Origin of the sequence: Sphingomonas daechungensis, assembly GCF_039543105.1 — a bacterium.
GTDB lineage: Bacteria > Pseudomonadota > Alphaproteobacteria > Sphingomonadales > Sphingomonadaceae > Sphingomicrobium > Sphingomicrobium daechungense.
Window position 1 is genome coordinate 468761 of sequence record NZ_BAABJC010000001.1, and the last position, 25697, is coordinate 494457.

Consider the following 25697-nt stretch of genomic DNA (forward strand, 5'->3'; position numbering starts at 1 on the left):
CGCCTTCACTCCTCCAGGATCTGGCTGTTCGTCTTGGTTTCAGGCAGCATCACGAAGCCGATCGCGGCCATTCCAATGACCGCTGAGAGATACCAATAGAAACCGCTCTCGACACCCGCCTGCTTGAACCAAAGCGCTACATATTCGGCCGTGCCTCCGAACAAGGTGTTGCCCACCGCATAGGGCAAGGCCACGCCAAGCGTGCGGATGTGTGCCGGAAAAAGTTCGGCTTTGATGAGGCCGCTGATCGATGTGTACGCACCGAGCAGCACCAACGGAACCAGGACCAGCGCGAGAGCCGTCATCGGCTCCGTCGCCCCGCTGATTGCGCTGTAGATCGGAACCGAGACCAGGGTTCCGCCGAAGCCGAAGATGTAGAGCATCGGCTTCCGACCCCATCGGTCGGCCGCCATCCCCCACCATGGCTGGATCAGCATGAAGACGATGAGCGCGATGGTCATGATCATCGTTGCAGTGGGCTTGGAAAATCCGCTCGTGTTGACAAGGAACTTCTGCATGTAAGTCGTGTAGGCGTAGAAGGCGGCGGAGCCTCCGCCGCTGATTGCAGCGACGATCAGGAACTCGCGGGGATGACTGCGCCATAGATGGCTGATCGTCGATGGCGCCCGGTCCTTGCTCTGCCTCTTGAAGGACTCCGTCTCCCCGAGCCTTGCGCGGAGGAAATAGACGGCGAAGGCGAGGATTGCGCCGACACCAAACGCGATCCGCCAACCCCATTGCTGGAGTTCAGATTCCGGCATCAAGGCCTGAAGAAGAACGACCACGGCAAGCGCCAGCAGCTGCCCGCCGATCAGGGTGATATACTGAAAGCTCGCCCAGAAGGCGCGCCGATTGCGCATCGCCTTTTCGGAGATGTAGGTCGCGCTGGCGCCATATTCGCCGCCGACCGACAAACCTTGCAGCATTCGTGCGACGACAAGGATCGTTGGCGCAATCGCTCCAGCCATCGCGTAGGTCGGAGCCGCCGCAATCAACAGTGCACCGCCAGCCATCAAGGCAACGGACAAGGTCAGCCCCGACTTCCTGCCGTAGCGGTCCGAATAGATGCCCATCATCCATGCGCCGATGGGTCGCATCAGGAAGCCGACGGCAAAAATTGCCGCGGCGCTCAGCAGTTGGGCGGTCGGATCTTCTTTCGGGAAGAAGACCGGCGCGAAGTAGATGGTCAGGACGGAGTAGGCATACCAGTCGTACCATTCGACGAGATTGCCCGCCGAACCGCCCAGGATATCCCGGATCCGTTTCCGCGCGTCCGCAGCCGAACTTGCGGCAGCCGCCGTCGCCAAGGCTAAGCGGTCTTTTGGGCTCTGGCGCGAGCAGCGGCGCCGTGCCCATAGATGAAGTAAAGCACCACACCGATCGCTTGTGCGATGAAGAAGAACAACTGTGTGCGCGTTGGCAGACTGTAGAAGAGATACAGGCAGCCGAGGATGCCAGCGATGCCGACGAGCCAGGGCAGCGGCGTCTTGAAACGCCGTTCGCGATTCGGCTCCCGCTGGCGAAGAACCAGCATCGCCGCACATACCGCGACGAAAGCCGCGAGTGTTCCCGCATTGGCCAAGGCGGCGATCGAGGTCAGTGGGATCAGGCCTGCGAAAACTGACGTGACGACCGCCGTGAAGATCGTGATGCGGACCGGCGTTCCGCGGCTCGACACCCGTGCGAGCGAGCTTGGCAGCAGCCCATCGCGCGCGACGGTGAAGAAGATGCGGCTCTGCCCGTAGAAGAACGCGAGGATCACCGTTGGCAGCGCAATCACTGCCGAAGCGCCAAGCACGCGTGCTGCCCACGGCTGCCCGATCTCACGCAGGATGAGCGCCAATGGCTCGGCGCTATCGGCAAAGCCGGTGTAGGCGACCGCGCCGATCGCTGCGGCCGCGACGACCATGTAGATCGCGACGCAAACGACCATCGACCCGACGATACCGATGGCAAGGTCGCGGCTCGGGTCCTTGGCTTCCTCCGCCGCAGTCGCGATCGCGTCGAAGCCGTAGAAGGCAAAGAAGATGATCGCCGCGGCCGCCATCACCCCGACTTCGCTTCCCGACGGTCCAGATTTGGGGAAGCCGAACGGCATGAACGGCTGGAAATGCGAGGAGTCGAAGACCGGCAAAGCAACAGCAATGAACAAGGCGAGCGCCGCCATCTTGATAACGACCAAGATGGCATTCACGGTCGCGCTTTCGCGTGTGCCGGCAATCAGCATCCCGGCGACAACGACGATAATGAAGATCGCGGGGACGTTGATGATCCCCCCGAGCTCTGGCCCCTTTATCAGGGCGTCAGGTAACCCCATTCCTATCGAGCTTAGAAAACCCGCCGCATAGCCCGACCAACCGACGGCCACGGCGCTGACGACCAAGGTGTATTCGAGGATCAGCGCCACGCCGATCATCCAGGCGATGAGCTCGCCGAAAACCGCGTAGGAATAGGTGTACGCGCTGCCCGAAGCAGGGATCATCGTGGCGACTTCCGCATAGGCGAGCGCTGCGCAGGCACAGATCGCGCCGGCGATGGCGAAGGACAGGATCACGGCCGGGCCCGCCTTGCCGGCGCCGACCCCGATCAATGTAAGAATGCCGGTACCGACGATTGCCCCGACGCCAAGCGCGACGAGGTGCGGCCAGGACAGGGACTGCGCAAGACGATGCTCTTCCGGAAGGTCCTCGCGAGCGACGACCTGCTTGCGCACATTCCAGTTCTTCATGAAGCCTCCCCTGCCTGAGCGCTGTTCTGGCACGCCAGCGGGTGCGGCTCAATAATCCTTGCTGACCCTGAGGTTCGCGCTGGTCCGGCCGATCGTCGAAATCGACGAAAGGATCGAAAGCCAGCGGGTCACCTGGAACTCCGCGCGCGTGGCGGAATAGCCCTGCCCGTCCGTGATGACTTCGACGTACAGCCTACGAGTCACGAACTTACCCGCCGCGACGGCAGTCTTCTGCCCGGTTGCGACGTCGGCGGGAATGATCCGGAGCCGGTCCAGGCCCACGGCCTTCCGCAAGCTGTTGATCGGGTCCAGTCCACCGCCGCCGGACTGAAGGGCGGCGACCGCGGATGCGAGCTGCAGAGCCTCGGCGGCGGACAGGTTGGTAATCGAAGTGCCGAACAGGATGCGGGAGAGAAGCTCATCCTCAGGAAGCGGCGGAACGCTTGTGAAGCTGATATCCGGCTGCAACCCGCTGCCCCCGACGACCACCGTCGCGTCCAGGCCCTGCACGTTCGCCTGTGCTCGAATGTCGAGGATCGGATCCGGCGGATATTCGCCCCGGAAGCGGATGATTCCCCGATCCAGTCGGAAGGTCCGGCCGGCGAAGTCATATTCGCCGCGGACGAGATTTGCCTGGCCGGTCATGCGGGGCGCATCCGCCGTGCCGGTAACGTGCAGATTGGTGGACCAGATGCTGTCGATCCCTAGTCCCCGCACTTTGACCTCGCCGCCCGATACGTCGAAGTCGAGCCTCCACGGATGAAGGGCGGCAATTTCGATGACCTCGTCCTGATCGAGGCCGATGTGACGCACTTGCAATTGCGGGACGGCTGCAGCGGCGCTCGCCTGGCCCAAGGTGAACCGACCGTTGTCGAGATGGAGCTTGCCGCTGATCGTTCCGCCCTGCCCGTCCGAACGGACCTGAATGGGTCCGGTGACCCGCGCGGCGATGTCGTCGCGGTCGAGCAGCAGCGCGTGGCTGGCGTTGAACGAAAGGTTTAGCGCGGCCATCCCACCGCTGAAGTCCACCGTTCCGGTACCTTCGACGGACCCATTGCCTTTGGTCGTCCCGGCCAGCCGCTTGAAAACCAGGCGTGAACCGATGAACTGCCCGTCGACCTGGAGCTGTTCGACGAGTGTGCCGGTGACTGCGCTCTCGACGCGACCGTTCGTCGTGTGAACCGATCCGCGAATGGTCGGATCGACGAGCTTGCCGCCAATGTCCGCGCCGATCGAAATCGGACCTGTCAGGTCGAAGATCTCGATCCCCGACAGCCGCCAAAGCGTGTCGGTTGGGCCGGCATAGCGAAGCTGGGCCAGCAATGGGGCATTGAGCAACTCCGTCACAAGGTCCCCGCCACCGATCGGCGCGAAGCGAACCTGTGCACGCCCGATCGTCTCGCCTCCACTGACCGCCACAGCCCGCATCGCTGCCTTGTCGCCGGTGATGATGGCGGCGACACCGACGTCGATCGGCTTTGACGCAAGCACGAGCCCTGACCGGCTAAGGCCACGGATCTTGAGGTCGACGCGCCCGTTGCGGTTGCCCTTCCAGGCGTAGTCGAGCCGGCCGGAAGCGATTCCGCTGAGATCGAGATCGGGCCAGCCGAGATCCAGCACTTCCAGTGGCATGGACTGCAGTTGGACGTGAACCTCGGGGAGCGATCCGCTGCGGCCCGCGACGACCGCGCGCCCACTGGAAAAGGTTATGCTGGTGGGAGCGAGCTGCCAGCCGTCACCCGCTCGCGTGAGGACCGCAGCCTGGTTCAGAACAAGCGGCTGGTGCTCGACGGAACCCTTCCCTGTGACCTCGATGCGGTCGGGCGATACATCCGCCAGCGCGTTGAATTCGAATGCCGCGCCGCGGCGACCAGCGAGCACTGCCTGGATCTGTCCTGACCCGTTCACCAGCTTTGCGTTGGCCTTCAGGCTGGCCAGGGTCATGCCGGACATCTGAAGGCCATGTGCGTTGACCGATCCGTCGATGGTCGTGCGGCCGTCCTGCAGGATCATGCTGCCATCGATCCGTCCCGACTTCACAGCCAGCATCGGGAAATGGACGTCTGTCGCGTTGAGATGCGCCTCGATCCTCTGCGCGCCATTCACGGGCGCAAAGCCAAGTGTGCCGTCGAGCCCTCCCCCAGCCAGTGTCAACGTGCCGGTGAAGCCGCCCGGGTCGGCGCGTAGATCGCCCGAGGCGCGTGTCCCGCTGACATCCAGGGCAGCAATCGAGATAACCGCCGCTCCGCCCTTGGGCAGGAGGATGCGGCCGTTGCTGGTGAAGGGACCCAATCGCGACTGACCGTTCGCTTTGTAGTCGAAACCCGCGGCTGTCGGGTCCAGCAATACGTTCACGTCGCGGAGTCCGAGAGCCTCATTCGGGCTATCCAGGAAGAGTTGAACGCGCGGCCGGACGATATCTCCATCGAGAGTCAGCCGGAACGAACCGTAGAGCGCCTGCTTTCCGCGGCCCACCATGTGGAAAGTACCGTCATGGTTGCGACGACCTTCGCCAGCCAGGCGAAGCTTGGGCGAGTAAAGCTGAAGGCCGGTGAAATAGAGGATCCCATCCGGGCCTCGCTCGAGCCGCGTCTCGATTCTCGGCAGGCCGCCCGTGAGGCTGGCAAAGAAACTGTTGTCGAGCCTTCGGACCCAGACCTTGCCGGTGCCGACCACTCTCGAGCCCTTGCCATTCGGGCCGGGCACGACCGTGAGTTCCGTCTGGACGTCGACGATTCCCAGGCCCTCAATGAAATAGCGCGTCAGTCCGCCAGAAATCACCACCCGGAAATGGCCGGTCACCAGATCGAACAGCAGCCCGAGCTTCGCGTTCAGCTTCGCGCTTCTGAGCTGCAGCCCATCACCTCGAACGAACTTCGGCGTGACTGTCAGGACGCCGTCGAGCCGTGCGTTGGCGAGAATGTCGCCCGCGACATCGCCGATGCCCGTAATCGCCCGGGCCGACAGTTGCAGCGGAACGCGCATCGGCCACGGCGAAAGATTGCCGCTCCCTTCGGCACGCACGTTCACGAAACCGATGTCGTCGAACTTCAGGGCGGGAGACGTCAGGCGGTACGAAAAGCGCGCGGTCTCATACGGGCCGTCGAGCGTCCACAGCATGCGGATGTCGCGACCCGTCATGTTGGTGAACAGCGCTTGTGGACGAAGCAGATCGACGCCCAGGCGAAGGTCCTCGTACCGGCCCTCGGCAAGGTCGACCGCGCCGCTTGCGACGGCGCGCAGCGCTGCCGAACCGACGGTCAGCTTCCCGCCAAGTATCCGATCCTTGAATGTGGCGTCGCCGATCACCTTCACCGTCGGTGACGTCAGCGCCTTCCATCGCCCTTTCAGAAATGGCGCGGGTGCAAGCGCGCCCGAAAGACCGTATCGACCGTCGCGAACGGTCAACTCGAGGCGGGCAGCCTTCCGATTCGAAACATCCAGCGCTGCGATACCCCGCCATGCGGTCCACGAGCCGTCGCCGGTCACAACCAGATCGATCGAGCGTTTCCAGCCAAGCAACGCCGGAACAATTCCGTCGGCGGGAGAGTGCGAGCGGACTTCCAAATCGAACCTGTTGCCGTCCGGCTCGGCATCGAGCTTGAGCGCGAGCTGGTCGCCGCCGCGGTCCATTTTTGCACGGAGATCGACGAGAGCCCGGCCTCCACGCACGTCGGCGCTTCCGTAGACCGACCCGCTGCGCGCAACGCCGGTGACGTCCTTCGCAAGCTCGAGCCGGTGGATGCTGAGTTCGCCAACATGGATGTCGAACTTGGGAAGCAATGGGCCATGTCGCCCAGTCGCTTTCATTTTCGGCAGACGGAGAAGCGTTATTCGATCCGCCTCGATCCGCTCCAGGAAAAGCGAGTTGCGAAACCAGCGCAGCGGCGCCCAGTCGATATCGATTTCGGGCGAAGTGACGAAGACTCCGTTCTGATCGAGCACCGCAATGTTCTTGAGCTTCGTTTCGCGGAAAATTGAGCCTTCGATGCGCCCGATGCGGAAGCGCAGCCCAGAAGACGTCTCGATTCGCTCGATCCGGTCGACGATGAAGCGGTGGCCCGGAGCGGTGTCGAGAACGATCAGCCCGACAACGGCCAATGCGAAAATGGCCGCAACGAATGCCAGCAACTCGGTCGCCAGGCGCCGCGGCCAGCTCCGCTTCGGCCGATCGGGCGGCGCAGCCGGGACTGCGGTTTCGGCGGCCTCGGCCACGCTAGAACGCTTGTCCTAGAGAAACGACGACGGCGATCCTGGAATCGTTGGCCCGCGGATTGAGCGGCGTTCCGACATCAATCCGGATCGGTCCGAAAGCCGAATAGTATCGAAGGCCCACGCCCGCGCCGAGCTGCCAGCTATTGAGATCCGGCATGGCGTCCGTGGTTAGAGTGCCACCGTCGAGGAACGGGACCACTCCGAAATTGCCTCCGAACGCTTTGAGACGGATGCGTGCTTCGAGGGCAAATTCGGCGAGACCTGACCCGCCGATCGGATCGTCGAATGCGTCGCGCGGGCCCAGGCGCTGGAAGCCATACCCGCGGACGGAGCCGCCTCCCCCTGAGTAGAAACGCCTGGAGGGAGCAATTTCCGACGACTCAGCCCCGAGGATCGTCCCAAGCCTGATTCTGCCGGCCAGCACGACACTGTCCGAAACCGGCCGGTAGGCGCTCGCGTCCAACTGGATCCGCGCATATGTTGTATTCGAGCCCTTGACCGAGACCTCCGGGCTGACGCGGCCGCCGAGTCGAAAGCCCGTCGAGGGGTTCAGTAGGTCGTTCGATCCGTCGTAACGGAGACTTAGCGGCAACGCGCCTATGAAGAAGGCCCGCGTTTCCTTGGTATTGATGTCGTTGAAGATGCCGCGCTCGTCGGTCGCGATGAGGTCCGCGCCGTAGCTCCACGTCCACTTCTTCTGCCAGATGATGTTGCTCTGCCGCTCGATCAGGCCGCTGAGCCGGAGCGTCCGCGCTTCATAAGCATCACGATTGACGTTGCTGGCGAGCGCCAGGATGTCGAGCGTCTGGTCGCGGCGGCGGAAATTGCTGCGGCGAAGCTCGACCGATGCCATCTGCTCCTGCGTGCCGGCGATGCCCCGCACCGTGAGGGCGCCTTCCGGATTGATGAAGTTGCGATGCTGCCAGCTCGCCTCAACGCGCACGCCTTCACCCGTGCCGTAGCCGAGTTCTCCGGCAACGGTCCGCATCGGAGCGGGCTCGAGGTGTACGTCGATATTGATTGTCTGCCGATCGGCTGACGGGACGAGCTTTACATCGGCTGACGCGACGAGCCCCGTCGCGACGAGCGCACGTCGCAGGTCATTGACCTTCGATTGCTTGAACTGGTCACCCGTGTCGAACCGCGCGATGGTCGCGATGTGACGGGCCGAGAACGGAGGCTTGCCGCTGACCGTGAACTTCCCGAAATGCGCGACCGGTCCGGGTTGCACGGGCAGGACCAGGGTGGCGGTTTGCGTTCGGTGATCGGCTTCGATCTTTTGCTCGCCAATTTCCGCTAGCGCATAGCCATCCTCCCCAAGCGCGACCTTGAGCGCGGTACCGGCATTGATGACGTTTTCCGCGATCACCGGATCGCCCGCCTTGACGGCGAATGCGCTGCGCAGCGATGCCGCTTCCTCGCCGGCCGACTCGAGGCCGGGAAGCTCAACCGACTGAAACGTGAATTGTCGCCCCGGGTCGGCGACCAGAACAACGCGGATCGCGTCCTTGATCGGCTCAATCCGGGGATCGACCACGGCATCAAAATAGCCGCGGGATCGCAGGAGCTGGGTCAGTAGGTCTGCGTCCGCCCTCGACCGCCGGTCGATCTGCGCCGCATTCAATGCCTCGCCATGGCCTTGGCGAAGCGCCGATTGCGTATTGAACGTTTCCGTGAGCGCCCGCTCGCCATCGACCCCCTGAAGGCCTTCCAGGACAACGGAGTATTTGCTTTCCTTGGTGGAATCGACTTCGGCCGCCTTCGTCTCAGTCGCATCCGCAGCAGGTTCGGTGGCGTCCAGCGGAGCAATCACGTCCGGCGCGTTCATGTCCGGCCAGTCGACGCCAAGGTCCGGCATGGGATCGAGCGGCGCATTCGGATCCAATTCCGCGGATCCCTGCGATTGCGACCAAGCGGGGGCGAAAGGGCACAGCAATGCAGCGACCGCGCATGCGGTCAGCGGCGCTCTTCCCCACGCTCTCATGATAGGAGCCTAACCGGCGCTCCTGAACGGCGCCAGTCCGGTCTATGGTCTAGTGCACAGTTCCACGCACTTCTTCGTCGGAAAGTGTCGCGATGACCCGCTCGATCTGCCGCCAATGGCAGAATCGAAGCAAGTTGCCCGCATCGCGGCTGCTTTCCGCACGCGCCGCGGCCTCAAACCCTGCATCGTCCCCGAAGCGGTCGATAAGGTCCGAAGCTTCCGTGAGAGCAAGGCGGCCAGCGATGTAGGGCGAGTCCATGTCTCCCATTAACCCCGAACCCCTTTCCCGATGACCGACATTCCTGGTCAACCGATCGTTCACCATGAATGTTTGGAGGGGTGGAGCCAACGACCGCGCTCTGCCATGAGCGATTTCATGGCGACACGAAAACCGATGGCCGGCGGATTCCTGTGGATGATCGCGATCCTCGCCGGAGCGATCTGGGGCGTCATGGCTGGCAATCCCATGAAGGGCATATTGATCGGCACGTTTGCGGGCGCGGCGATGGCCGCAGCCATCTGGTTGCTGGATCGCTCGCGCCGCTGATCAGCCGATCTTGCGGCCGGCCCAGATAACGCGGCCGATACAGTTGATCGCCTCGATGTCGCAATCCGGCCAATCGGGATAGGCGGGATTGTCAGACTGCACAGTGACTCGCCGGCCGGCCGGATGAAGCGCGAGGCGCTTGACGACCAGCGCATCGTCGGCGCGAAGGACGTAGATCCCGTCTCGCAGTCTTTCGTTGCAGTCGCCCAGGTCGACCAGAATATCGTCGCCCGCGTTCAGCGTCGGCGCCATGGAATCGCCTTCGACACGGATGATGGACAGACGGCCGGCCGGCGATTGGGTCAGGCTTTTCAGCCAGCCCTCGTCGAATGCGAAATAGGCTTTGCCGACTTGATCGTACGGGATTGCCCCCGGTCCCGCCGAGGCACGAACCGCGCTGCGGTTTACGGCGACCAACCCACCAACCGCCTCATCGCCCGACGGTCCACCAAGTAGCGCCTCCGAGACGGAAAAATATCGTGCGAGCTTGCGGCGTTCATCCTCACCGAGGCGCTTCGGGACGCCGCGGCGGACGAATTGCTGGATGTAGGCCGGGTTGCGACCCAGCATCCGCGAAAGGCCGGCAAAGTCCTCCCCCCGCTCGGCGCATAGCCGCTCAAGAACTGTGCGGGGGTCGTTCAACATGGTTTCCTCATAGTTATAGGAAAATCCCTAGACAAGTAGGAATTGCATTGGGAGGGAATGGGCAGCCGAGTCGCGTTGGGTAATGAGGAATAGCAAGTGCATTTACTTCGTGAAGTTGAGAAGTTCCTGAATCGGAGCCAAATCGCGCCGACTCGTTTCGGTCGCGACGCGGTTGGCGATCCACGCTTCGTGTTCGACCTTCGCAGAGGGCGAGAGCCGCGCGAAGCGACAGTCGAGCGTGTCCGTGCTTTTCTGGAGACTGTCCAATGAACCGCCTTGCCATGTCCCGGGCTGGCGCTGCCTTGCTACGTGCCCTCCTCGCCCGCGCACTCGTCAATCGTGATAGGATTTTGCTTACGCACTATCGTTCAACCGATTGGCAATCGCTCACTTTCGTCGGCGAACGTCACGAAATGCAGTTCAGGATTCCAGGGCCAGGAGCCAATGAAATCTTCAAGATGATGACCAGCGATCTCTCGGACAGCGAGTTCGCGATTCCCGGACAGCTGGTCGCCGACGTGCTCGTGTACGGAAAGCCGTCACACGAGCGCGACGGCTCCCTCAGCTTCGCCATCGAGGCGCTGACGATAGAGAATTAGCGGAGCGAGCGGCGGAGAGCTGCAAGCGCATCGTGCAGCTCTTGCGTCGCGTCCGGCGGAGTTCGCCGGGGATTACCGCGCAGATGGGTTTCAATCCGCTCTCGCATTTCGCCCGCCGTCTCCGCAGGCTGGAAAAGCTGCACAACGCGCGAATCTGGAACTTCAGGCTCCACTACCTCGTCAAGTACGAGTTCTTCACCGGGCGCTTTTTCCTCGGTGGCACCGAGCCGCTCGACGATGCCAACCACGTCGGCCTGTTCCAGCAGTTCGGCAACGGACGATTGTTCATACTCCGCCGGAGCCTGCTCGAACTGGCTGATCGGAAAGCCCCTTCGCTCTCCCCCGAATTTCCTGAGGAAAAGCCAGGTTGCGCCAAACGCTCCCGCGCCTGCTGCCACGGGTGTCACCGCGACAATCGACTGACCACCGAACGTCCCGGCCGCAAAAGCCACCGCCGACCCAAATATCGCAGCCGGCGCAAGTTCGAACGCCAGCGACCACCCAATGTTTTCGCGCTCACCCATGCGATCGGGTGTAACGGGAAATCCTTTCCAGCCGGTTAGGCAGTTTCCTCGGCGGCCGCCATCGCACCGGACTTCTCGACCAGCCGGATGACGGCTTCCGTGAAGGCAGGTACATCGTCGGGGTTGCGGCTTGTGACGATGTTTCCGTCGGTCACGGCAGCTTCGTCGACGACATTCGCGCCCGCATTGCGAAGATCGGTGCGGATCGATGGCCAGCTGGTCGCCGTCTTTCCGCGCAGGAGGTCGGCCTCGACCAGCAGCCAGGGACCATGACAGATGGCGGCAATGGGCTTTCCCGCCTGGTTGAAGGCGCGGATCAGCTCGATTGCCGCTCCGTTCGTCCGCAAGTGATCGGGATTGCGGACACCGCCGGGGAGGACCAATGCGTCGTAATCCTCGGCGCGAGCCTGCTCGATCGTTAGATCCGGGCGGATCGTCCTGCCGGGATCGTCGTGAACGGTCGCCTGAATCGGCTTCAGATCCGGAGACGCAAGTTTCACATTCGCGCCTCGATCCTGAAAGATCTGGCGCGGGCCGAACAGTTCCGATTCTTCGAAGCCGTCGCTCGAAACAATCAGGATTCGCGCATTCGAAATCTCGGGCACAGGCACCTCCTTTGGGCTCGGTCAGGAACTCGCTGGCCCTCCCGGCGCTTAAGCGTGCCGATGGGCGATGAGAAGCGGAACGGCGGCAGGCTGAGGCACAGCAGCGACAGCGAGCCCGGCTACACCCGCAGGAAGCAAGGCCGGTACTGGCAATATTTTGATGAATCCGGCGCCCGGGTGACCGATCGCGAGACGATCGAACGTCTGAATGCGATCGCGCTTCCGCCGGCTTATGAGAACGCGTGGTTCTGCAAGGACGAAAACGGCCATCTTCAGGCGACCGGCATCGATGCTCGGGGGCGCAAACAATACCGCTACCACCTCGGGTTTCGGGCTAGGCGGGATAAGAAGAAATATACCGGCACACTGGAATTCGGACTGTCCTTGCCGAAGATCCGCGCCCGGGTTGCGGCCGACCTCAAGAAGCGCTCGCTGAGCCGAGACGCGGTGCTGGCGGCGGTCGTTCGACTGCTCGACACGGGCTACCTCCGCATCGGCAACGAGCAATATGCGAAAGCGAACAAGAGCTTCGGAGCGACCACGCTCAGGTCGCGGCATCTCCGCCGCAAGGGCAACAAGCTGACGATGCGGTTCACCGGCAAGCACGGGATCGTCCACGAGGTGCCGATTACGGATTCCAATCTTCGGCGGATCGTTTCGAAATGCCAGGACCTGCCGGGCCAGCATCTCTTCCAGTACATGGCCGAAGACGGGGAAGCCTGCGCGGTGAGTTCCGCCGACGTCAACGCCTATATCCGCGAAGCATCCGGAGGCGACTTCACCGCCAAGAACTTCCGCACCTGGGGCGCGAGTGTGATCGCCTTCGAGCAGATGCTGGCCGCAACCGAGTTCGAGAAGGCACGCATCAGCCTCAAGACGGTCCTGGAGCCCGTCGCGGAAGCGCTCGGCAATACGCCGGCCATCAGCCGCAAATCCTATGTCCATCCCAAGCTGATCGAAGCCGCTCGCGACCGCCCGCGAAACCCGCTTAACGGTCTGAAAAGGCCGCGCGAGCGCAAGTGGCTGTCGGCCGAAGAGGTTGGCCTTCTCAAGTTTCTTGGCGCCGAGAAGCGTACCGCGAAAACTTGATTGCGGTTGGCACCGCCGCCACAAGCCGCCTCATGAAGCCGAAATTCGACGCCGTAAAACCTACCCAATCGGTCATCTCCTGGCTGATCGAGAACCGCGAAAGCGCTTTGGTCGGCGCACTGGTGGCGGCCGGCATCGTCGGGCTGATGCTGATCCTGCGCCTTGTCGGCCAAAGGATGGTCGCCCGCGAAACCGAGGCCCAGCATTTCGGATGGCAGAGCGTCATCGGCCGCGTGCTGGCGCGAACGACCGTCTTTTTCATGGTGATGACGGCGATCGACATTGTCACCACCTACGCCCAGCTTCCGCGGCGCGCTCAGCACTTGGTCGACATCGGCTTCACGGTCGCCTCCGCCCTTCAGGGCGCGATCTGGGCTCGGGAGCTGATCCTCGGCCTGATTGCGCGGAAGGTCGGCGAAGAAACGAGCGAGTCCGCGCTGAGTAACGCGACGTCGATCATCCGCGTGCTTGTCAGCGTGGTCCTCTTCGCGATCGCCTTCATCGTCATTCTCGACAATCTCGGGGTCAACGTCACTGCGCTGGTTGCCGGCCTCGGCATCGGCGGCATTGCAATCGGCCTTGCCGCGCAGGGCATTTTCGCGGACCTTTTCGCGGCCCTTTCGATCCTGTTCGACAAACCGTTCCGCAAGGGTGATGTCGTCCGTTACGGCACCACGACCGGCGTGGTCGAACGGATCGGGCTCAAGACCACTCGCCTCCGCGGGGCCAGCGGCGAACAGGTCATCATGGCCAACACCAAGCTCCTCGAGCAGGAGCTACACAACGTCACCGACGCTCGGGTGCGGCGCACTTGGTTGCCGTTCGGTCTAGTCTACCAGACATCGTCCGAGACGCTCGAGCGATTGCCGGAGATCGTGGCTGGACCGGTCGACGCGGTGAAGAACTGCAAGCTCGTCCGCTGCTGCGCCCTCGCGTTCGGACCGAGCTCGATCGACTGCGAAATCGTCTATGACGATAGAACGCGAGACCCGGACTCGCTGGCGCGCCACCGGTCCGAGATCATCGTCAACGTGAAGCGCGCGTTCGAAAGCGAGGGCATCGCCTTCGCCTATCCAACGCAAACGTCCTTCACGGCCGCACCAGACGGATCGTTCATCATGCCCTATGCCGAGCGCGGTGCTTCAGGTTCCGAAGGCTGAGCGAAGTTCGACTTGCCCACGCGCGTCTGGCCGTTCTAACTGACAATCGTGCCAGTTACTTCCCTTTACGACCTCCGCTCGCGCATCGGCTCCGAAGTCGGCGTTTCGAGTTGGCTAACAATGGACCAGCAGCGGATCGACCAATTCGCCGACGCGACCGAGGATCGTCAGTTCATTCATGTTGATCCCGTGGCTGCCGCGCAGACGCCGTTCGGTGGGACGATCGGCCACGGCTTCCTGACCCTGTCGATGCTTTCGCGCATGGCCGCGGAGGCGATGCTTGTGCCGGACAGCATCAGGATGGCGGTCAACTACGGTCTCGATCGCGTGCGCTTCATTGCACCGGTCCGCAGCGGCAAGCGGATCCGCGGCCGCTTCCGGCTTGACTCGGTGGACGAGAAAGCGCCCGGGCAATTGCTGTTGCGTCACACCGTGACCGTAGAGATCGAGGGCGAGGAGAAGCCCGCACTGACGGCCGAATGGCTCGGCCTGCTGTTCGTTTGAGGAGAGAAGAATGTCCGTCCGCGACGCCGTAATCGTTTCGACCGCGCGAACCCCCATCGGCCGTGCTTACAAGGGCGCGTTCAATGCGACACCTGGTGCAACTCTTGGTGCGCTTTCACTTGCACCGGCCATCGAGCGTGCAGGCATCGACGCTGGCGAAATCGACGACGTGACGTGGGGCTGCGTGCTCACCCAGGGCGTTCAGGCGGGCAATATCGGCCGGCAGGTCGCCTTGCGCGCCGGCTGTCCGGTGACCGTTAGCGGGCAGACTATCGACCGCCAGTGCGCGTCCGGCCTGATGGCCATCGCGACTGCCGCGAAGCAGGTCATCATCGACAGGATGGATATCGTTGCCGCCGGCGGACAGGATTCGATCAGCCTGGTGCAGACGCCCGAAATGCGGATCGGCGGCGACCCTTCGCTGATCGCGATTCACAAGGATGTCTACATGCCGATGCTCGGCACGGCGGAGACCGTCGCCCAGCGCTACAAGATCAGCCGCGAGGCGCAGGACGAATATGCTCTCCAGTCGCAGCAGCGAACGGCCGCCGCGCAGGCTGCCGGCCGCTTCGATGCCGAAATCGTGCCGGTCACGGTGACGATGAGCGTCAAGGACAAGGAAACCGGCGAGGTTTCGCAAAAGGAAGTCTCGCTCGCCAAGGACGAAGGCAATCGCGCCGACACCACGTTGGAAGGCCTCGCATCCCTGCAGCCGGTGCTTGGCCCCGGCACGCACATCACCGCCGGCAACGCCAGCCAGCTCAGCGACGGTTCGTCGGCTTGCATCATCATGGACGCTACGGTCGCAGAGAAGCGCGGCCTGGAGCCGCTCGGCCGCTATGTCGGCATGGCGGTCGCCGGCACGGAGCCGGACGAAATGGGTATCGGTCCCGTATTCGCGGTTCCCAAGCTGCTCGACCGGTTCGGCCTGAAAATGGACGACATCGGCCTGTGGGAGCTGAACGAGGCATTTGCGGTCCAGGTGCTCTATTGCCGCGACAAGCTCGGAATCCCCAACGACCTGCTCAACGTAGACGGTGGCGCGATTTCGATCGGCCACCCGTACGGCATGTCAGGTGCGCGCCTGACCGGTCATGCTTTGATCGAGGGCAAGCGCCGCGGCGCGAAATATGTCGTCACCACCATGTGCATCGGCGGCGGCATGGGCGCGGCTGGATTGTTCGAGGTTTTCTAGGAAGCCGCCAGCCCGAATTCCTCATTCAATCCTGGGCGGCCACCAGTGCGTCGGCCGGTCGTCGCGGCGTTCCGAACGCGATGATCAGCGCCGACGCCGCAATCAGGATTCCAGCGACGAGGAAGGCAGCGCCGTCGAAGCCGTTGCGGCTTCCCCAAGCGAGGCTCTGCGCCGCGATCAGCGGGCCGAATATGGCAGCAACGCTGTTCATCGACCCCAGTCCTCCCTGGAGTGCGCCCTGCCGTGTCGCGTCGACCATCCGCGACAGCAGGCCGTTCATGGCCGGCCAGGCCAACGCGCCGAGGCAGCCGATCAGAAAGTAAGCGTAAACCTGCCAGCCGTGTGATGCGAACGCATAGGCGAGCAACGTGACTGCCCCGCATGAAAGTCCGACGACAGCCGCCCCCCACTCTCCGAGACGCTTCACGACACGTTCGGTGAGGAAGACTTGCACCAGCAGCTGGAGTGCACCGACCCACACCAGGCTCCATCCGATCGCCGCCGAATCCCAGCCAAGGCGGATCGCGGCCCAGAAGGCCCAGACAGCGGGATAAACGACTCCGCCCAGCTGCCAGAGGAACCATGCGATCAGCAGAGGCGTGGCATTGCCGGCGTGAAAAAGCGGCTTGAATGCACCGATGACGTGCGCATCGCGAAGGCGGAACGGGCGACGGTTCTCCGGCTTCAATGTCTCGGGCAGGAAAAGCAGCATGGCGACTGCATTGATCGCCGCCAGCGCACCGGCGACGAAGAAAGGCGCTCGGGTGCCGAAGGCAGACACGACTCCGCCCAGCGCAGGGCCGATCACGAAGCCGACCCCGAATGATGCGCCGAGCAGTCCGAACGTGGCGGCGCGCTTCTCCGGAGGCGTCACGTCTGCAATCACCGCACCCGCCGGGCCCATGCTTGCGCCGGCGATCCCAGCAACCGCCCTACCGACGAACAGCCAGGCGATCGTCGGTGCCCAGGCCATGACGAAATAGTCGATGGCGAAGGCAATCATGGCCGCGATCAGGACGATGCGCCGGCCAAAGCGATCACCGAGATTCCCCATGATGGGTCCGGCGAAGAACTGCGCGAGGGCGAAAACCGCCAGCATCCAGCCGGACACCCGGGTCGCCGCAGCAAGGTCCATCCGCCCAAGCTCGGTAATCAGCTCGGGCAGCACCGGCATGACAATGCCGAAACCAATGACGTCGACGGTTACGGCGGCGAGGACAATGGGAACCGCCCGATGTTCGAAACGCACCATGTGTTCATGCATGGCAAAGAAGCTGAGCCATGTCGAAACAGCTGTTTGCGGTTGGCGCTGTAGGCCCTAGTCTCGAATCATATGAGCGCCGTCGAACTCGTCGCGCTAGCCGCTTCGATCAGCCTGCTCGCGGGCTGGCGCCTCTATCTCGTGGTATTCGCCACCGGTCTCGCAATGAAGTTTGGCTGGGTCGCGCTTCCGGAGCAGTTGCGGACGCTGGACGTGCTCGCGAACAACTGGATCATCGGCATTGCCGGTGCCGGGGCATTCGCGGAATTCTTCGCCGACAAGATCGCTTGGGTCGACAGCATCTGGGACACCGTTCACTCCGTCATCCGACCGGTCGGTGGAGCCCTATTGAGCCTGGCCATCGTCGATTCAGCGGATCCGAGCTGGCAGGTGGCAAGCTTCCTTCTCGGCGGCGGTGCAGCCTTCATCGCTCATGCCGGAAAGGCGGGAGCGCGCACATTGGTGAACGTCAGCCCGGAGCCTTTCTCGAACGTAGTTGTGTCCACCGGCGAGGACGTGGCCACCGTGGGCCTCTTCGCGCTTGCGATCGCCAACCCGGTCGCCGCCGTACTGATCGCTCTGCTGCTCGTGGCCTTGTCGATCTGGCTGGTGATCGCGGCTCGGCGCGCGCTGACGCGTCTGCTTGAACCCAAACGCCGTGAAGCTGTTTAGTCCGGCAAGGAGTTCAAAGATGCCCGAATCCAATCGCCCACTGGTCGAACGCATCGCCCGCGTGCTCGCCGGCGCAGCGCACAGCAGCAATGCGGAAGGCAGCGATCCATCCGCAGCCGAGAAAGTCGACCTCACCTGGCCCGAGCACGTCAAGCAGGCGCTTGCCGTCCTCCACACTGCCCGCGAGCCGGACGAGGCGATGGCCGCGGCCGGCGATTCTGAAGTCTGGCGTGACATGGTTGAGGCTGCGCTGGCTCAGCGGGTCGATTGAGCCCCCGAACGCGAACGCGCAAAGCCAGTCCCAACTGGACGCTTGTCGCCTGCGTCCTCGCGTCCAGCCTGTCCTTCGTCGAAGGCTCCGTTCTTAGCGTTGCCCTACCTGCCATCCGCGCGAGCTACGGAGCGGGGGCGGCCGAGGTCCAGTGGGTGGTCAACGCCTATCTTCTCCCATTGTCGGCGTTGCTGCTCTTGGGCGGAGCGCTGGGGGATCATTACGGACGGCGCCGGTTGCTCGTCATTGGAACCAGCATATTCGCGGTCACGTCCCTGCTTTGCGCATTGGCGGCAACCCTTCCCATCCTGTTGGCTGCCCGAGCGGCACAGGGCGTCGGCGCGGCCCTACTGCTCCCCAACAGCCTAGCCTTGCTCAACGCCGCTTTCGAAGGCGAGAAGCGCGGGCGTGCGGTCGGCATATGGGCTGCTGCCGGAGCCGCAGCGGCGGCGGTCGCGCCTCTGATCGGGGGGTGGCTGGTCGATCACGCCGGCTGGCCCTCGATCTTCTACATCAACCTGCCGCTTGCGCTGGGAGCGATCCTGCTCGCGCTGAGGTTCGTTGAGGAAAGCAGGGAAAAAGGCGCTGGCCGCACCGATTATGCCGGCGCGCTGCTGATCACGGCAGGGCTAGGCGGCCTGACCTATGCGCTCACCTTGTGGTCGGCGAATGGCCGATGGAGTACCGCCGCGATCTCCACCGGCCTCGCCGGCCTCGCCTTGGTGGCGGGGTTTCTCCTCGTCGAGAAGCGTCGGGGGCAGCAGGCGATGATGCCGCTCGGCCTGTTCGGCGACCGCTGCTTTACCGGGCTGAACCTGATGACGTTCCTTCTCTACGGTGCGTTTGCGGCGGCGATGCTTCTGATCCCGTACGTGCTGATCACCAGCGGCGGCTATTCGCCGGTCCAGGCTGGAATGGCGATGCTTCCGCTGCCGATTCTCATGACCACCATTTCGCCGACCATGGGCTCGCTCGCCGCCCGCATCGGGCCCCGCTTGCCGCTGACCGTCGGTCCGATCGTGGTCGGTGCAGGCATGCTGCTCGGAAGGCTGGTCAGCCCTGACGCCAGCTATTGGACGGGAGTCTTTCCGACGATACTTGTTTCAGCGATCGGAATGACGATTGCCGTCGCGCCATTGACGTCCTCGGTCCTCAGCTCGGTCGAGGAACAGCACGTTGCGATGGCGTCCGGCTTCAACAGCGCCGTTGCCCGGCTGGGCGGGTTGATTGCAACCGCAATGCTCGGGTCCGTGCTGGGCCGGGAAGACGCCGGCCTCTTCGACGGATTTCACTCCGCCATGACGATCGCGGCGGTAGTCGCCGCGCTTGCAGGGATCGTCGCGCTCACCATGCTGGGTGGAGTTCGGATGCGGAAGGCCTGACTTCAGGCGTTCTTGGCGATCCAGTCCTCGACAACCGGCGCGATGCGCTCGCGCCACTTGCGCCCGTTGAAAATGCCGTAGTGGCCGACGTCCTTGGCCATGAAATATTGCTTCTTGGACGAGCCGAGACCGGTCGAGATGTCCAGCGCAGCCTTGGTCTGGCCAATGCCCGAAATATCGTCGCGCTCGCCCTCGATGGCGAGCAGCGCGGTGTCCTTGATCGCCCTGGGATCGACCTTGTCGCCGCGGTGCATCAGCTGGCCCTTGGGCAGCAGATGGCGCTGGAAGACGATATCGACCGTTTGCAGGTAGAATTCGGCAGTCATGTCGGCGACCGAGCGATATTCGTCGTAGAAATTCTGGGTCGAAGTCGCGCTCTCCTCATCGCCTTCGACCAGATGCTTGAACATCTCCCAATGGCTGACGAGGTGGCTGCCGAGGTTCATGGTCATGAAGCCCGCGAGCTGAAGGAAGCCCGGATAAACCTTCCGGCCGGCGCCCGGATAATAGAGCGGAACGGTGGCGATCGCATTCTTCTGGAACCACGCTAGCGGACGCTCGGTCGCAAGAGTATTCACCGCAGTCGGCGCCTCGCGGCTGTCGACCGGTCCGCCCATCATCGTCAGCGTCTTTGGACGCCAGCGATTGCGGGAAGCATTCATCAGCGCGACGGCAGCATAGGCCGGAACCGACGGCTGGCAGACCGCCAGGACGTGGGGACGCTCGCCCCTCGCTTCGCCGATCGCCTCAATGAACTCGATGAGATAATCGACGTAATCGTCGAAATCGAAGGTGCCCTCGCTGAGCGGTACCGACTTCGCGTCGCGCCAATCGGTGATGTAGACGTCATGCTTCGGAAGCATCCGCTCCACCGTGCCGCGAAGCAGCGTCGCGAAGTGTCCGGACATCGGCGCCACGATCAGCAGCGGCGGATCCTTGTCGGCCACACCTTCGCGGACGAAGCGCTTGAGCTGCCCGAACGGCTCCCGGACCAGGATTTCCTCGTGAACCTTGACCTTGCGGCCCTTCACGATCGTTTCCTTCAGGCCGAATTCCGGCTTCCCTCGTGGCGCCGCAGCATGGGCGAACACGTCGAGAGCCGCCGAAATCATCGGACTCATCGAGGCGTAAGCAAATGGGTTTGCTGGATTATTCAGCCACCCCGCGCTCATTCCCGCCAATTTGCTCGCACCCGCGAGAAACGAGCGCTGAACTTCGTAGGCGTCATACAGCATTTAGGGGGCACCCTCATCACCACGAACCAATGGATGTGGACCCCATTTGCTCCAACGGCAAGGGCCATGTTGCACTGCACTCATTGCGGTGCGCAATTGAGGGACAGCGCCACGGCTGCTAGTCGGCAACGATGGCCAGCGCCGCAAACCGCCCCAAGGGCCGCTCCGTCAAGAACCTGCGCATGATCTGGCGCTTCGCCTCGCAATATCGCGGGCATATCGCAGCGGCGGCGGCAGCCCTGGTGGTTGCTGCGGCGGCGACATCGGGCGTCCCATACGCCTTCAAGCTCATCATCGACAAAGGGTTTGCCACCGGGGGCTCCACGCGGGACATCGCCCGCTGGTTCGAATATCTGCTGATGCTGGTCGGCGTGATGGCCATCGCGACGGCTGTCCGGTATTTCTTCGTGTCCTGGCTGGGCGAGCGCACCGTCGCCGACATCCGCCTTGCGGTTCATCGCAACCTGCTTCGCCTGTCGCCCGGCTTCTTTGAAGAGAACCGGCCCGCGGAGATTACCTCCCGGCTGACCGTCGACACGACGATTATCGAGCAAGTTGTCGGCACCACGGTTTCCGTCGCGCTTCGAAACGTCGTCCTGGCGATCGCCTGCGTCGGCATCCTCATTTATTTGTCGCCGAAGCTCGCCGGACTGATGCTGCTCGGCCTTCCACTTGCACTGGGACCGATCATTCTTCTCGGCCGCCGCGTCCGCAAGATCTCGACCAGCAGCCAGGACCGCATTGCCGATGTCGGAGCAGTAACCAGCGAGGTGCTTGGATCGATGAAGATCGTCCAGGCTTTCGGGCAGCAAGGCCGCGAGGCCTCCCGCTTCACCGAAGCCGTCGAGCGCGTCTTCGCAACCGCCAAGAAACGCATCCTGCTGCGCGCCATCATGACAGCTTGTGCAATCTTCCTGATGTTCGGTGCCATCACCCTGATCATCTGGCAGGGCGCGGTGGATGTCGCCGCCGGGCGGATGACGGGTGGCACCATTGCGGCGTTCGTTCTCTACGGCGGTCTTCTCGCCGGCGCTTTCGGGGCACTGTCCGAAGTGTATGGCGATTTCCTTCGCGCGGCCGGCGCTTCCGAACGCCTGACCGAGTTGCTGGAAGCGGAGCCCGACATTCGGGCGCCGGCCAACCCGAAGGTGCTGCCGCAGCCCGCCCGTGGCGAGCTCACGTTCGAAGACGTCACTTTTCATTATCCGACGCGGCGTGATGTCTCCGCTCTCGAGGGCTTCAACCTCGATGTGAAGGCGCGTGAGCGACTTGCGCTGGTGGGTCCTTCGGGAGCCGGCAAGACGACGATCTTCCAGCTGGCCGAGCGCTTCTACGACCCGCAATCCGGCCGAGTGCTGCTCGACGGCGTCGATCTCCGCGACGCCGATCCCGCCGACATCCGGCAGCGGATCGCTTTGGTCCCTCAGGAGACGGTTATGTTCGCCGCAACCGCGCGCGACAATCTTCGCTACGGCAACTGGAACGCCAGCGAAGAGGACATCTGGCAAGCCGCGCGCGACGCACACGCCGAGGAATTCCTGCGCAAGCTTCCGGATGGTCTCGACACGTTCATGGGTGAAGGCGGAGCGCGCCTCTCGGGCGGACAACGTCAGCGCATTGCGATTGCTCGAGCGCTGCTTCGCAATGCGCCCTTGTTGCTCCTCGATGAGGCGACGTCAGCGCTGGATGCAGAAAGCGAACGGCTGGTGCAGGACGCTCTCGACCGCTTGATGGCGGATCGAACGACGATCGTCATTGCGCATCGCCTCGCAACCGTACGCGCGGCCGACCGCATCGTCGTGATGGATCACGGCAGGATCGTCGAGGAAGGCACGCACGCCACGCTGACACGTCGCGAGGGCCTTTACGCAAGGCTGGCGCGGCTCCAGTTCGAAGACCGCGCCGCCTAAGACTTAGCTCTTTGCGCCGCCTGTCGGTGCAGTCCCGCTGCCGCGGCTCGAACCGCCCTTGCGAGCCGTTGTCGTCCGCTTGCGAGCGGCGGGCTTGCGCGCAGCCGTGGTCGTGGACTTGCGAGCCGCCGCCGGCTTCGCGGATTTCGCGCGGGTAGCCGTCGAAGCCTTCGCGGCCGCCGGCGCCTTCTTCGCGGCAGGCTTCCTTGCGGCAGGCTTCTTCGCCGCAGGGCGTTTCGCGCTCGAACGCTTTGCGGTGCTCTTGGCGGCGACCGGCGCTCCCTCATCCGTGAACTTGCCGGAAAGGACTCGCTGCGCGGCATCGGCGACCGCCTCCGCAATCAATGACCCGAGTTTCGAAGCGCTGGAAACCATGGTGCTTGCAGCCGCCTGCGCGGTGTCCGCGGCATCCAGGCCAGCATCGCGAATCTTGCGGCGCGCGGCAGGGCTGGCGCTGATCGCGGCAGCTGCGGCGGCAAGTCCGGCCGCAAGCATTTCGCGGCTCATCGCTGCCTTGGCAATCTTATCGAGAGTTTCGTTCTTGGAAGACTTTTTCCCGGTGGTGGACTTGGCCATCGCAATCGTTCCTTTCGGTCTTGCCCAGAAGACACTTCAACTGCCGTACGGTTCCGTTTCGGCAACGAACCATGTGTGTAATTGCGAAGAATCAAATTGCACAGATACGTTAAAGGGGACCGCTGCCAAAGCAACGATCCCCTCGAACATGGTCAGCGGCCGGAAGTGTTTGGCCGTCCGTCCAGCGCTACGGCCGACGAACCCCCCTTTCCGACCTCTCTGCTGAACCATGAGACATCGGATCACCTCCTTTCGCTGCGTTGAAGCTGAGATGAAGATGATTCGTGTGCGCGCAAATCACAAGACTTGTAATGCGCTGGAAATCTGCAATCTTCGGAAATTCGCGTGCGCCGAAACTAGGCGCGGCAATCCTCGACAACATGCGCAATTTCTGTCCCCGCCGGAAGGACCAGCGCCGGTGAGCCGGGCGTCAGGATCGCGATGCGCCCACGGCTGAAGACGAGCGCGTCCAGCAGTGCATCCGAGGCCCCGACCTGCGCGATCAGTCGCCCGGACCGTGAGTCGAAACGTGCCGTCAATTGGCGCGACAGCGAGCTCGTCCAGAACGAAAGGCTCGTTGTCGCGACTGCGCTCGTTCGCGACAGCGTCACGAGCCGCGTGACGGTACCGCAAGCGACAACCGCGCGCGTGGTGCCTGTCCCGTCGACGAAGGCGGCCTCGCTTCCGCCCGCAACTGACCGGTAAACCCAGGCACCCGGACTGATCGGCGAATAGCTGAAATCGGTGGTTGTCGATTGGGCGCGCAGTGGGCCAAGCGCGAACGCACAAGCCGCCGCGGCGAGCGCGACCTTCTTCACATGTGTTCCGATCACTTGGTCAGCCGGTCGACTTTGTCCTTGAGGGCCGCCAGCTCTTCACGGAGCTTGTCGAGCTCGGCATCGCCCTCCGGCTTTTCCGTTTTCGCCTTTGGTTTTGCGGCGGGTCCGGAAAAAGCGCGACTCGTGTTCTCGAACATCTCCATGTTGCGCTTCGCGAGATCGGCGAAAACCTTGCCGCCGAAAGCGTCGCGCATCGCGCTCTGGTTGCGTTGGAACGCGTCCATGGCCGCTTCGAGATATTGCGGGACGACGCCCTGCATCGAGTTTCCGTAAAGACCGATCAGCTGCTTCAGGAAATTTACCGGAAGCATGGTGGATCCGCGCGCTTCCTCGTCGACGATGATCTGCGTCAGGACCTGGCGCGTGATGTCCTCGCCCGTCTTCGCATCGACGACTTCGAACTCGCGTCCCTCCCGCACCATCTCCGCAAGGCGGTCGAGAGTGATGTAGGAAGAGCATTCCGTGTCGTAGAGACGCCGGTTAGCGTATTTCTTGATTGTCACCTTGTCCGAGGACCTGGCCATGAACCGCTCCGATAACTCCCCGGACCACCTACTACCGGAACATAGTGCGCTGCAACATGAACGCGCGCCGCGCCCACTTCCACTGTTTCTCGAGATGGTCCGGATGGTTGGGGAAAACGACCCGCAGACCGCCCGCGCGGCGCTCGACGGGCTCGTAAAATACGAGCGAGCGGCGCGCACTATTCGACGGCCGACGGGGCGCGTGGTCGCCAGGGTTGGCCCGGCAGTGTTGCGCGACCATGGTGGCACCGGTCCGCCGGCGATCCTGGTCCCGTCGCTGATCAACCCGCCCGACGTGCTCGACTTGGACGAAGACGTGTCGCTCGCTTCGGCGATCGCGCAGATGGGACGCCGAAGCCTGCTGCTCGATTGGGGACCCGCGCGGGAGCGAGCGGAGCACGACATCGGCGGTCACGTTTCAAATCTGCTAGCACCGCTCATCGCGCAACTCGACGAACAGCCGGCGCTCATCGGATACTGCCTGGGCGGGACAATGGCGATTGCGGCTGCAAACCTCACCCCCGCAGAGCGCGTGGCGACGATCGCCGCGCCCTGGCGATTTTCGAATTATCCAGAAGACTCGCGAAAATCTTTGCTCGACCTTTGGCGCGCGGCAAAATTGCCGGCAACTTCGCTGAAGGTGCTGCCGATGGAAGTTCTTCAAGCCGCATTCTGGTCGCTCGATCCGTCACGAACGGTCGCCAAGTTCGCCGACTTTGCGAAGCTCGACGCAGGCGAGGCGAACGAGCGGCGCTTCGTCGTCCTGGAAGATTGGGCGAACGAGGGCGAGGCCCTGCCCTTCCCCGCCGCCCGCGAACTGATCGAGGACTTCTTCGGATCCGACCTGCCCGGATCCGGCCGCTGGATGATCCGCGGCCGAGCGATGAGCGATCGGCTGGCCGTCCCGCTCCTGAATTGCACTGCATCCAAGGACCGCATCACGCCGGCGGTCAGCGCCCCTGCCGGAACGACCCACGACATCCCTTCCGGGCACGTTGGCATGATTGTCGGATCGGCCCGCCATGGCCTGCACTGTGCGCTCGCCGCATTCCTCGACCCGGCTTGCCGCTAGCCCCACCTGCGGCTAAGCGCGGCTCCCACGCACCCGTAGCTCAGCTGGATAGAGCGCTGCCCTCCGAAGGCAGAGGCCACAGGTTCGAATCCTGTCGGGTGCGCCATTCCCGTGCAAAACTGGGCACCTTGGTGGCGCCGCTGCCTGCGGTAGCTATGAC

At 63.3% G+C, this 25697-nt stretch carries 24 protein-coding genes and 1 tRNA gene; 12 read left to right on the forward strand and 13 right to left on the reverse strand.

The annotated features are described in order from the left end of the window. Window positions 1–5: 5 nt before the first annotated feature. The 5 genes from ABD928_RS02355 to ABD928_RS02375 all read right to left on the reverse strand — a co-directional run bounded on the left by ABD928_RS02355 (window position 6) and on the right by ABD928_RS02375 (window position 9195). Complete coding sequence (locus ABD928_RS02355; RefSeq protein WP_345165689.1) at window positions 6–1307, reverse strand: MFS transporter; 1302 nt, start codon at window positions 1305–1307, stop codon at window positions 6–8. Between the two features lie 2 nt (window positions 1308–1309). Beyond that, complete coding sequence (locus ABD928_RS02360) at window positions 1310–2728, reverse strand: amino acid permease (protein WP_345165691.1); 1419 nt, start codon at window positions 2726–2728, stop codon at window positions 1310–1312. A gap of 48 nt (window positions 2729–2776) precedes the next feature. Then, window positions 2777–6943: a translocation/assembly module TamB domain-containing protein gene (locus ABD928_RS02365; protein ID WP_345165694.1), complete on the reverse strand. Its 4167-nt coding sequence runs from the start codon at window positions 6941–6943 to the stop codon at window positions 2777–2779. A gap of 1 nt (window position 6944) precedes the next feature. Beyond that, window positions 6945–8828 carry an autotransporter assembly complex protein TamA gene (locus ABD928_RS02370; RefSeq protein ID WP_345165697.1) on the reverse strand — a complete coding sequence of 628 codons (1884 nt, stop codon included), beginning with the start codon at window positions 8826–8828 and terminating at the stop codon, window positions 6945–6947. A 148-nt stretch (window positions 8829–8976) separates the two neighbouring features. Continuing rightward, window positions 8977–9195, reverse strand: coding sequence for a hypothetical protein (locus tag ABD928_RS02375; protein ID WP_317617519.1), 219 nt, complete (start codon window positions 9193–9195; stop codon window positions 8977–8979). Window positions 9196–9303: 108 nt separating this feature from the next. Between ABD928_RS02375 and ABD928_RS02380 the strand changes: the two genes are divergently transcribed. Then, on the forward strand, window positions 9304–9474 hold the full coding sequence (locus ABD928_RS02380; RefSeq protein ID WP_187714293.1) for a hypothetical protein: 171 nt from the start codon (window positions 9304–9306) through the stop codon (window positions 9472–9474). Here ABD928_RS02380 and ABD928_RS02385 read toward each other — a convergent pair whose 3' ends face one another. After that, the gene (locus ABD928_RS02385; RefSeq protein WP_345165701.1) at window positions 9475–10119 is read right to left on the reverse strand and encodes a S24 family peptidase; all 645 of its coding nucleotides are present in this window, start codon (window positions 10117–10119) and stop codon (window positions 9475–9477) included. Between the two features lie 413 nt (window positions 10120–10532). Between ABD928_RS02385 and ABD928_RS02390 the strand changes: the two genes are divergently transcribed. Then, entirely contained in the window at window positions 10533–10718 is a 186-nt protein-coding gene (locus tag ABD928_RS02390) for a hypothetical protein (protein WP_345165704.1), read from the forward strand. Here ABD928_RS02390 and ABD928_RS02395 read toward each other — a convergent pair. Continuing rightward, window positions 10715–11242 carry a hypothetical protein gene (locus tag ABD928_RS02395; protein ID WP_345165707.1) on the reverse strand — a complete coding sequence of 176 codons (528 nt, stop codon included), beginning with the start codon at window positions 11240–11242 and terminating at the stop codon, window positions 10715–10717. The two genes, ABD928_RS02390 and ABD928_RS02395, sit on opposite strands and share 4 nt — an antisense overlap. Window positions 11243–11277: 35 nt before the next feature. Beyond that, window positions 11278–11847, reverse strand: a complete 570-nt coding sequence (locus tag ABD928_RS02400) for a DJ-1/PfpI/YhbO family deglycase/protease (RefSeq protein ID WP_345165710.1) — start codon at window positions 11845–11847, stop codon at window positions 11278–11280. Between the two features lie 60 nt (window positions 11848–11907). Here ABD928_RS02400 and ABD928_RS02405 point away from each other — a divergent pair, with 60 nt between their 5' ends. The 4 genes from ABD928_RS02405 to ABD928_RS02420 are packed head-to-tail and all read left to right on the forward strand — an operon-like array spanning window position 11908 to window position 15795. Further along, on the forward strand, window positions 11908–12936 hold the full coding sequence (locus tag ABD928_RS02405; RefSeq protein WP_345165713.1) for a DNA topoisomerase IB: 1029 nt from the start codon (window positions 11908–11910) through the stop codon (window positions 12934–12936). A gap of 32 nt (window positions 12937–12968) precedes the next feature. Beyond that, window positions 12969–14096 carry a mechanosensitive ion channel family protein gene (locus tag ABD928_RS02410; protein ID WP_345165716.1) on the forward strand — a complete coding sequence of 376 codons (1128 nt, stop codon included), beginning with the start codon at window positions 12969–12971 and terminating at the stop codon, window positions 14094–14096. Between the two features lie 48 nt (window positions 14097–14144). After that, window positions 14145–14600: a MaoC family dehydratase gene (locus ABD928_RS02415; protein ID WP_187714298.1), complete on the forward strand. Its 456-nt coding sequence runs from the start codon at window positions 14145–14147 to the stop codon at window positions 14598–14600. Between the two features lie 10 nt (window positions 14601–14610). Continuing rightward, window positions 14611–15795: an acetyl-CoA C-acyltransferase gene (locus ABD928_RS02420; RefSeq protein WP_187714299.1), complete on the forward strand. Its 1185-nt coding sequence runs from the start codon at window positions 14611–14613 to the stop codon at window positions 15793–15795. 25 nt (window positions 15796–15820) lie between these two features. Here ABD928_RS02420 and ABD928_RS02425 read toward each other — a convergent pair whose 3' ends face one another. Beyond that, the gene (locus ABD928_RS02425) at window positions 15821–17047 is read right to left on the reverse strand and encodes a TCR/Tet family MFS transporter (protein WP_345165721.1); all 1227 of its coding nucleotides are present in this window, start codon (window positions 17045–17047) and stop codon (window positions 15821–15823) included. A gap of 81 nt (window positions 17048–17128) precedes the next feature. Here ABD928_RS02425 and ABD928_RS02430 point away from each other — a divergent pair, with 81 nt between their 5' ends. From ABD928_RS02430 to ABD928_RS02440, 3 genes are read left to right on the forward strand one after another with little or no spacing between them, the layout of a single operon-like run. Further along, window positions 17129–17728: a DUF4126 domain-containing protein gene (locus tag ABD928_RS02430; protein WP_187714300.1), complete on the forward strand. Its 600-nt coding sequence runs from the start codon at window positions 17129–17131 to the stop codon at window positions 17726–17728. 19 nt (window positions 17729–17747) lie between these two features. Further along, complete coding sequence (locus ABD928_RS02435) at window positions 17748–17999, forward strand: hypothetical protein (RefSeq protein WP_187714301.1); 252 nt, start codon at window positions 17748–17750, stop codon at window positions 17997–17999. Next, a complete protein-coding gene (locus ABD928_RS02440) occupies window positions 17996–19381 on the forward strand; it encodes an MFS transporter (protein ID WP_345165725.1) in 1386 nt (461 codons plus the stop codon). Before ABD928_RS02435 ends, ABD928_RS02440 begins: the two co-directional genes overlap by 4 nt. 2 nt (window positions 19382–19383) lie before the next feature. On the opposite strand, the gene ABD928_RS02445 is transcribed toward ABD928_RS02440, so the two are convergent. Beyond that, window positions 19384–20616 (reverse strand): polyhydroxyalkanoate depolymerase, encoded by a 1233-nt coding sequence (locus tag ABD928_RS02445; RefSeq protein ID WP_187714303.1) that lies wholly within the window; start codon window positions 20614–20616, stop codon window positions 19384–19386. Between the two features lie 131 nt (window positions 20617–20747). Here ABD928_RS02445 and ABD928_RS02450 point away from each other — a divergent pair, with 131 nt between their 5' ends. Further along, window positions 20748–22526 (forward strand): ABC transporter transmembrane domain-containing protein, encoded by a 1779-nt coding sequence (locus ABD928_RS02450; protein WP_345165730.1) that lies wholly within the window; start codon window positions 20748–20750, stop codon window positions 22524–22526. A gap of 3 nt (window positions 22527–22529) precedes the next feature. Here the strand turns inward: ABD928_RS02450 and ABD928_RS02455 are convergent, their stop codons facing one another. From ABD928_RS02455 to phaR, 3 genes are all read right to left on the reverse strand, one after another. Further along, entirely contained in the window at window positions 22530–23102 is a 573-nt protein-coding gene (locus ABD928_RS02455) for a hypothetical protein (protein WP_187714304.1), read from the reverse strand. 356 nt (window positions 23103–23458) lie between these two features. After that, window positions 23459–23935 (reverse strand): hypothetical protein, encoded by a 477-nt coding sequence (locus ABD928_RS02460; protein ID WP_187714305.1) that lies wholly within the window; start codon window positions 23933–23935, stop codon window positions 23459–23461. Continuing rightward, complete coding sequence (gene phaR, locus ABD928_RS02465) at window positions 23932–24465, reverse strand: polyhydroxyalkanoate synthesis repressor PhaR (protein ID WP_187714306.1); 534 nt, start codon at window positions 24463–24465, stop codon at window positions 23932–23934. Before phaR ends, ABD928_RS02460 begins: the two co-directional genes overlap by 4 nt. Here phaR and ABD928_RS02470 point away from each other — a divergent pair. Further along, complete coding sequence (locus ABD928_RS02470; RefSeq protein ID WP_345165735.1) at window positions 24464–25537, forward strand: alpha/beta hydrolase; 1074 nt, start codon at window positions 24464–24466, stop codon at window positions 25535–25537. The two genes, phaR and ABD928_RS02470, sit on opposite strands and share 2 nt — an antisense overlap. A 29-nt stretch (window positions 25538–25566) precedes the next feature. Then, window positions 25567–25643 (forward strand) — tRNA-Arg (locus ABD928_RS02475). The last annotated feature ends 54 nt before the right edge of the window (window positions 25644–25697 follow it).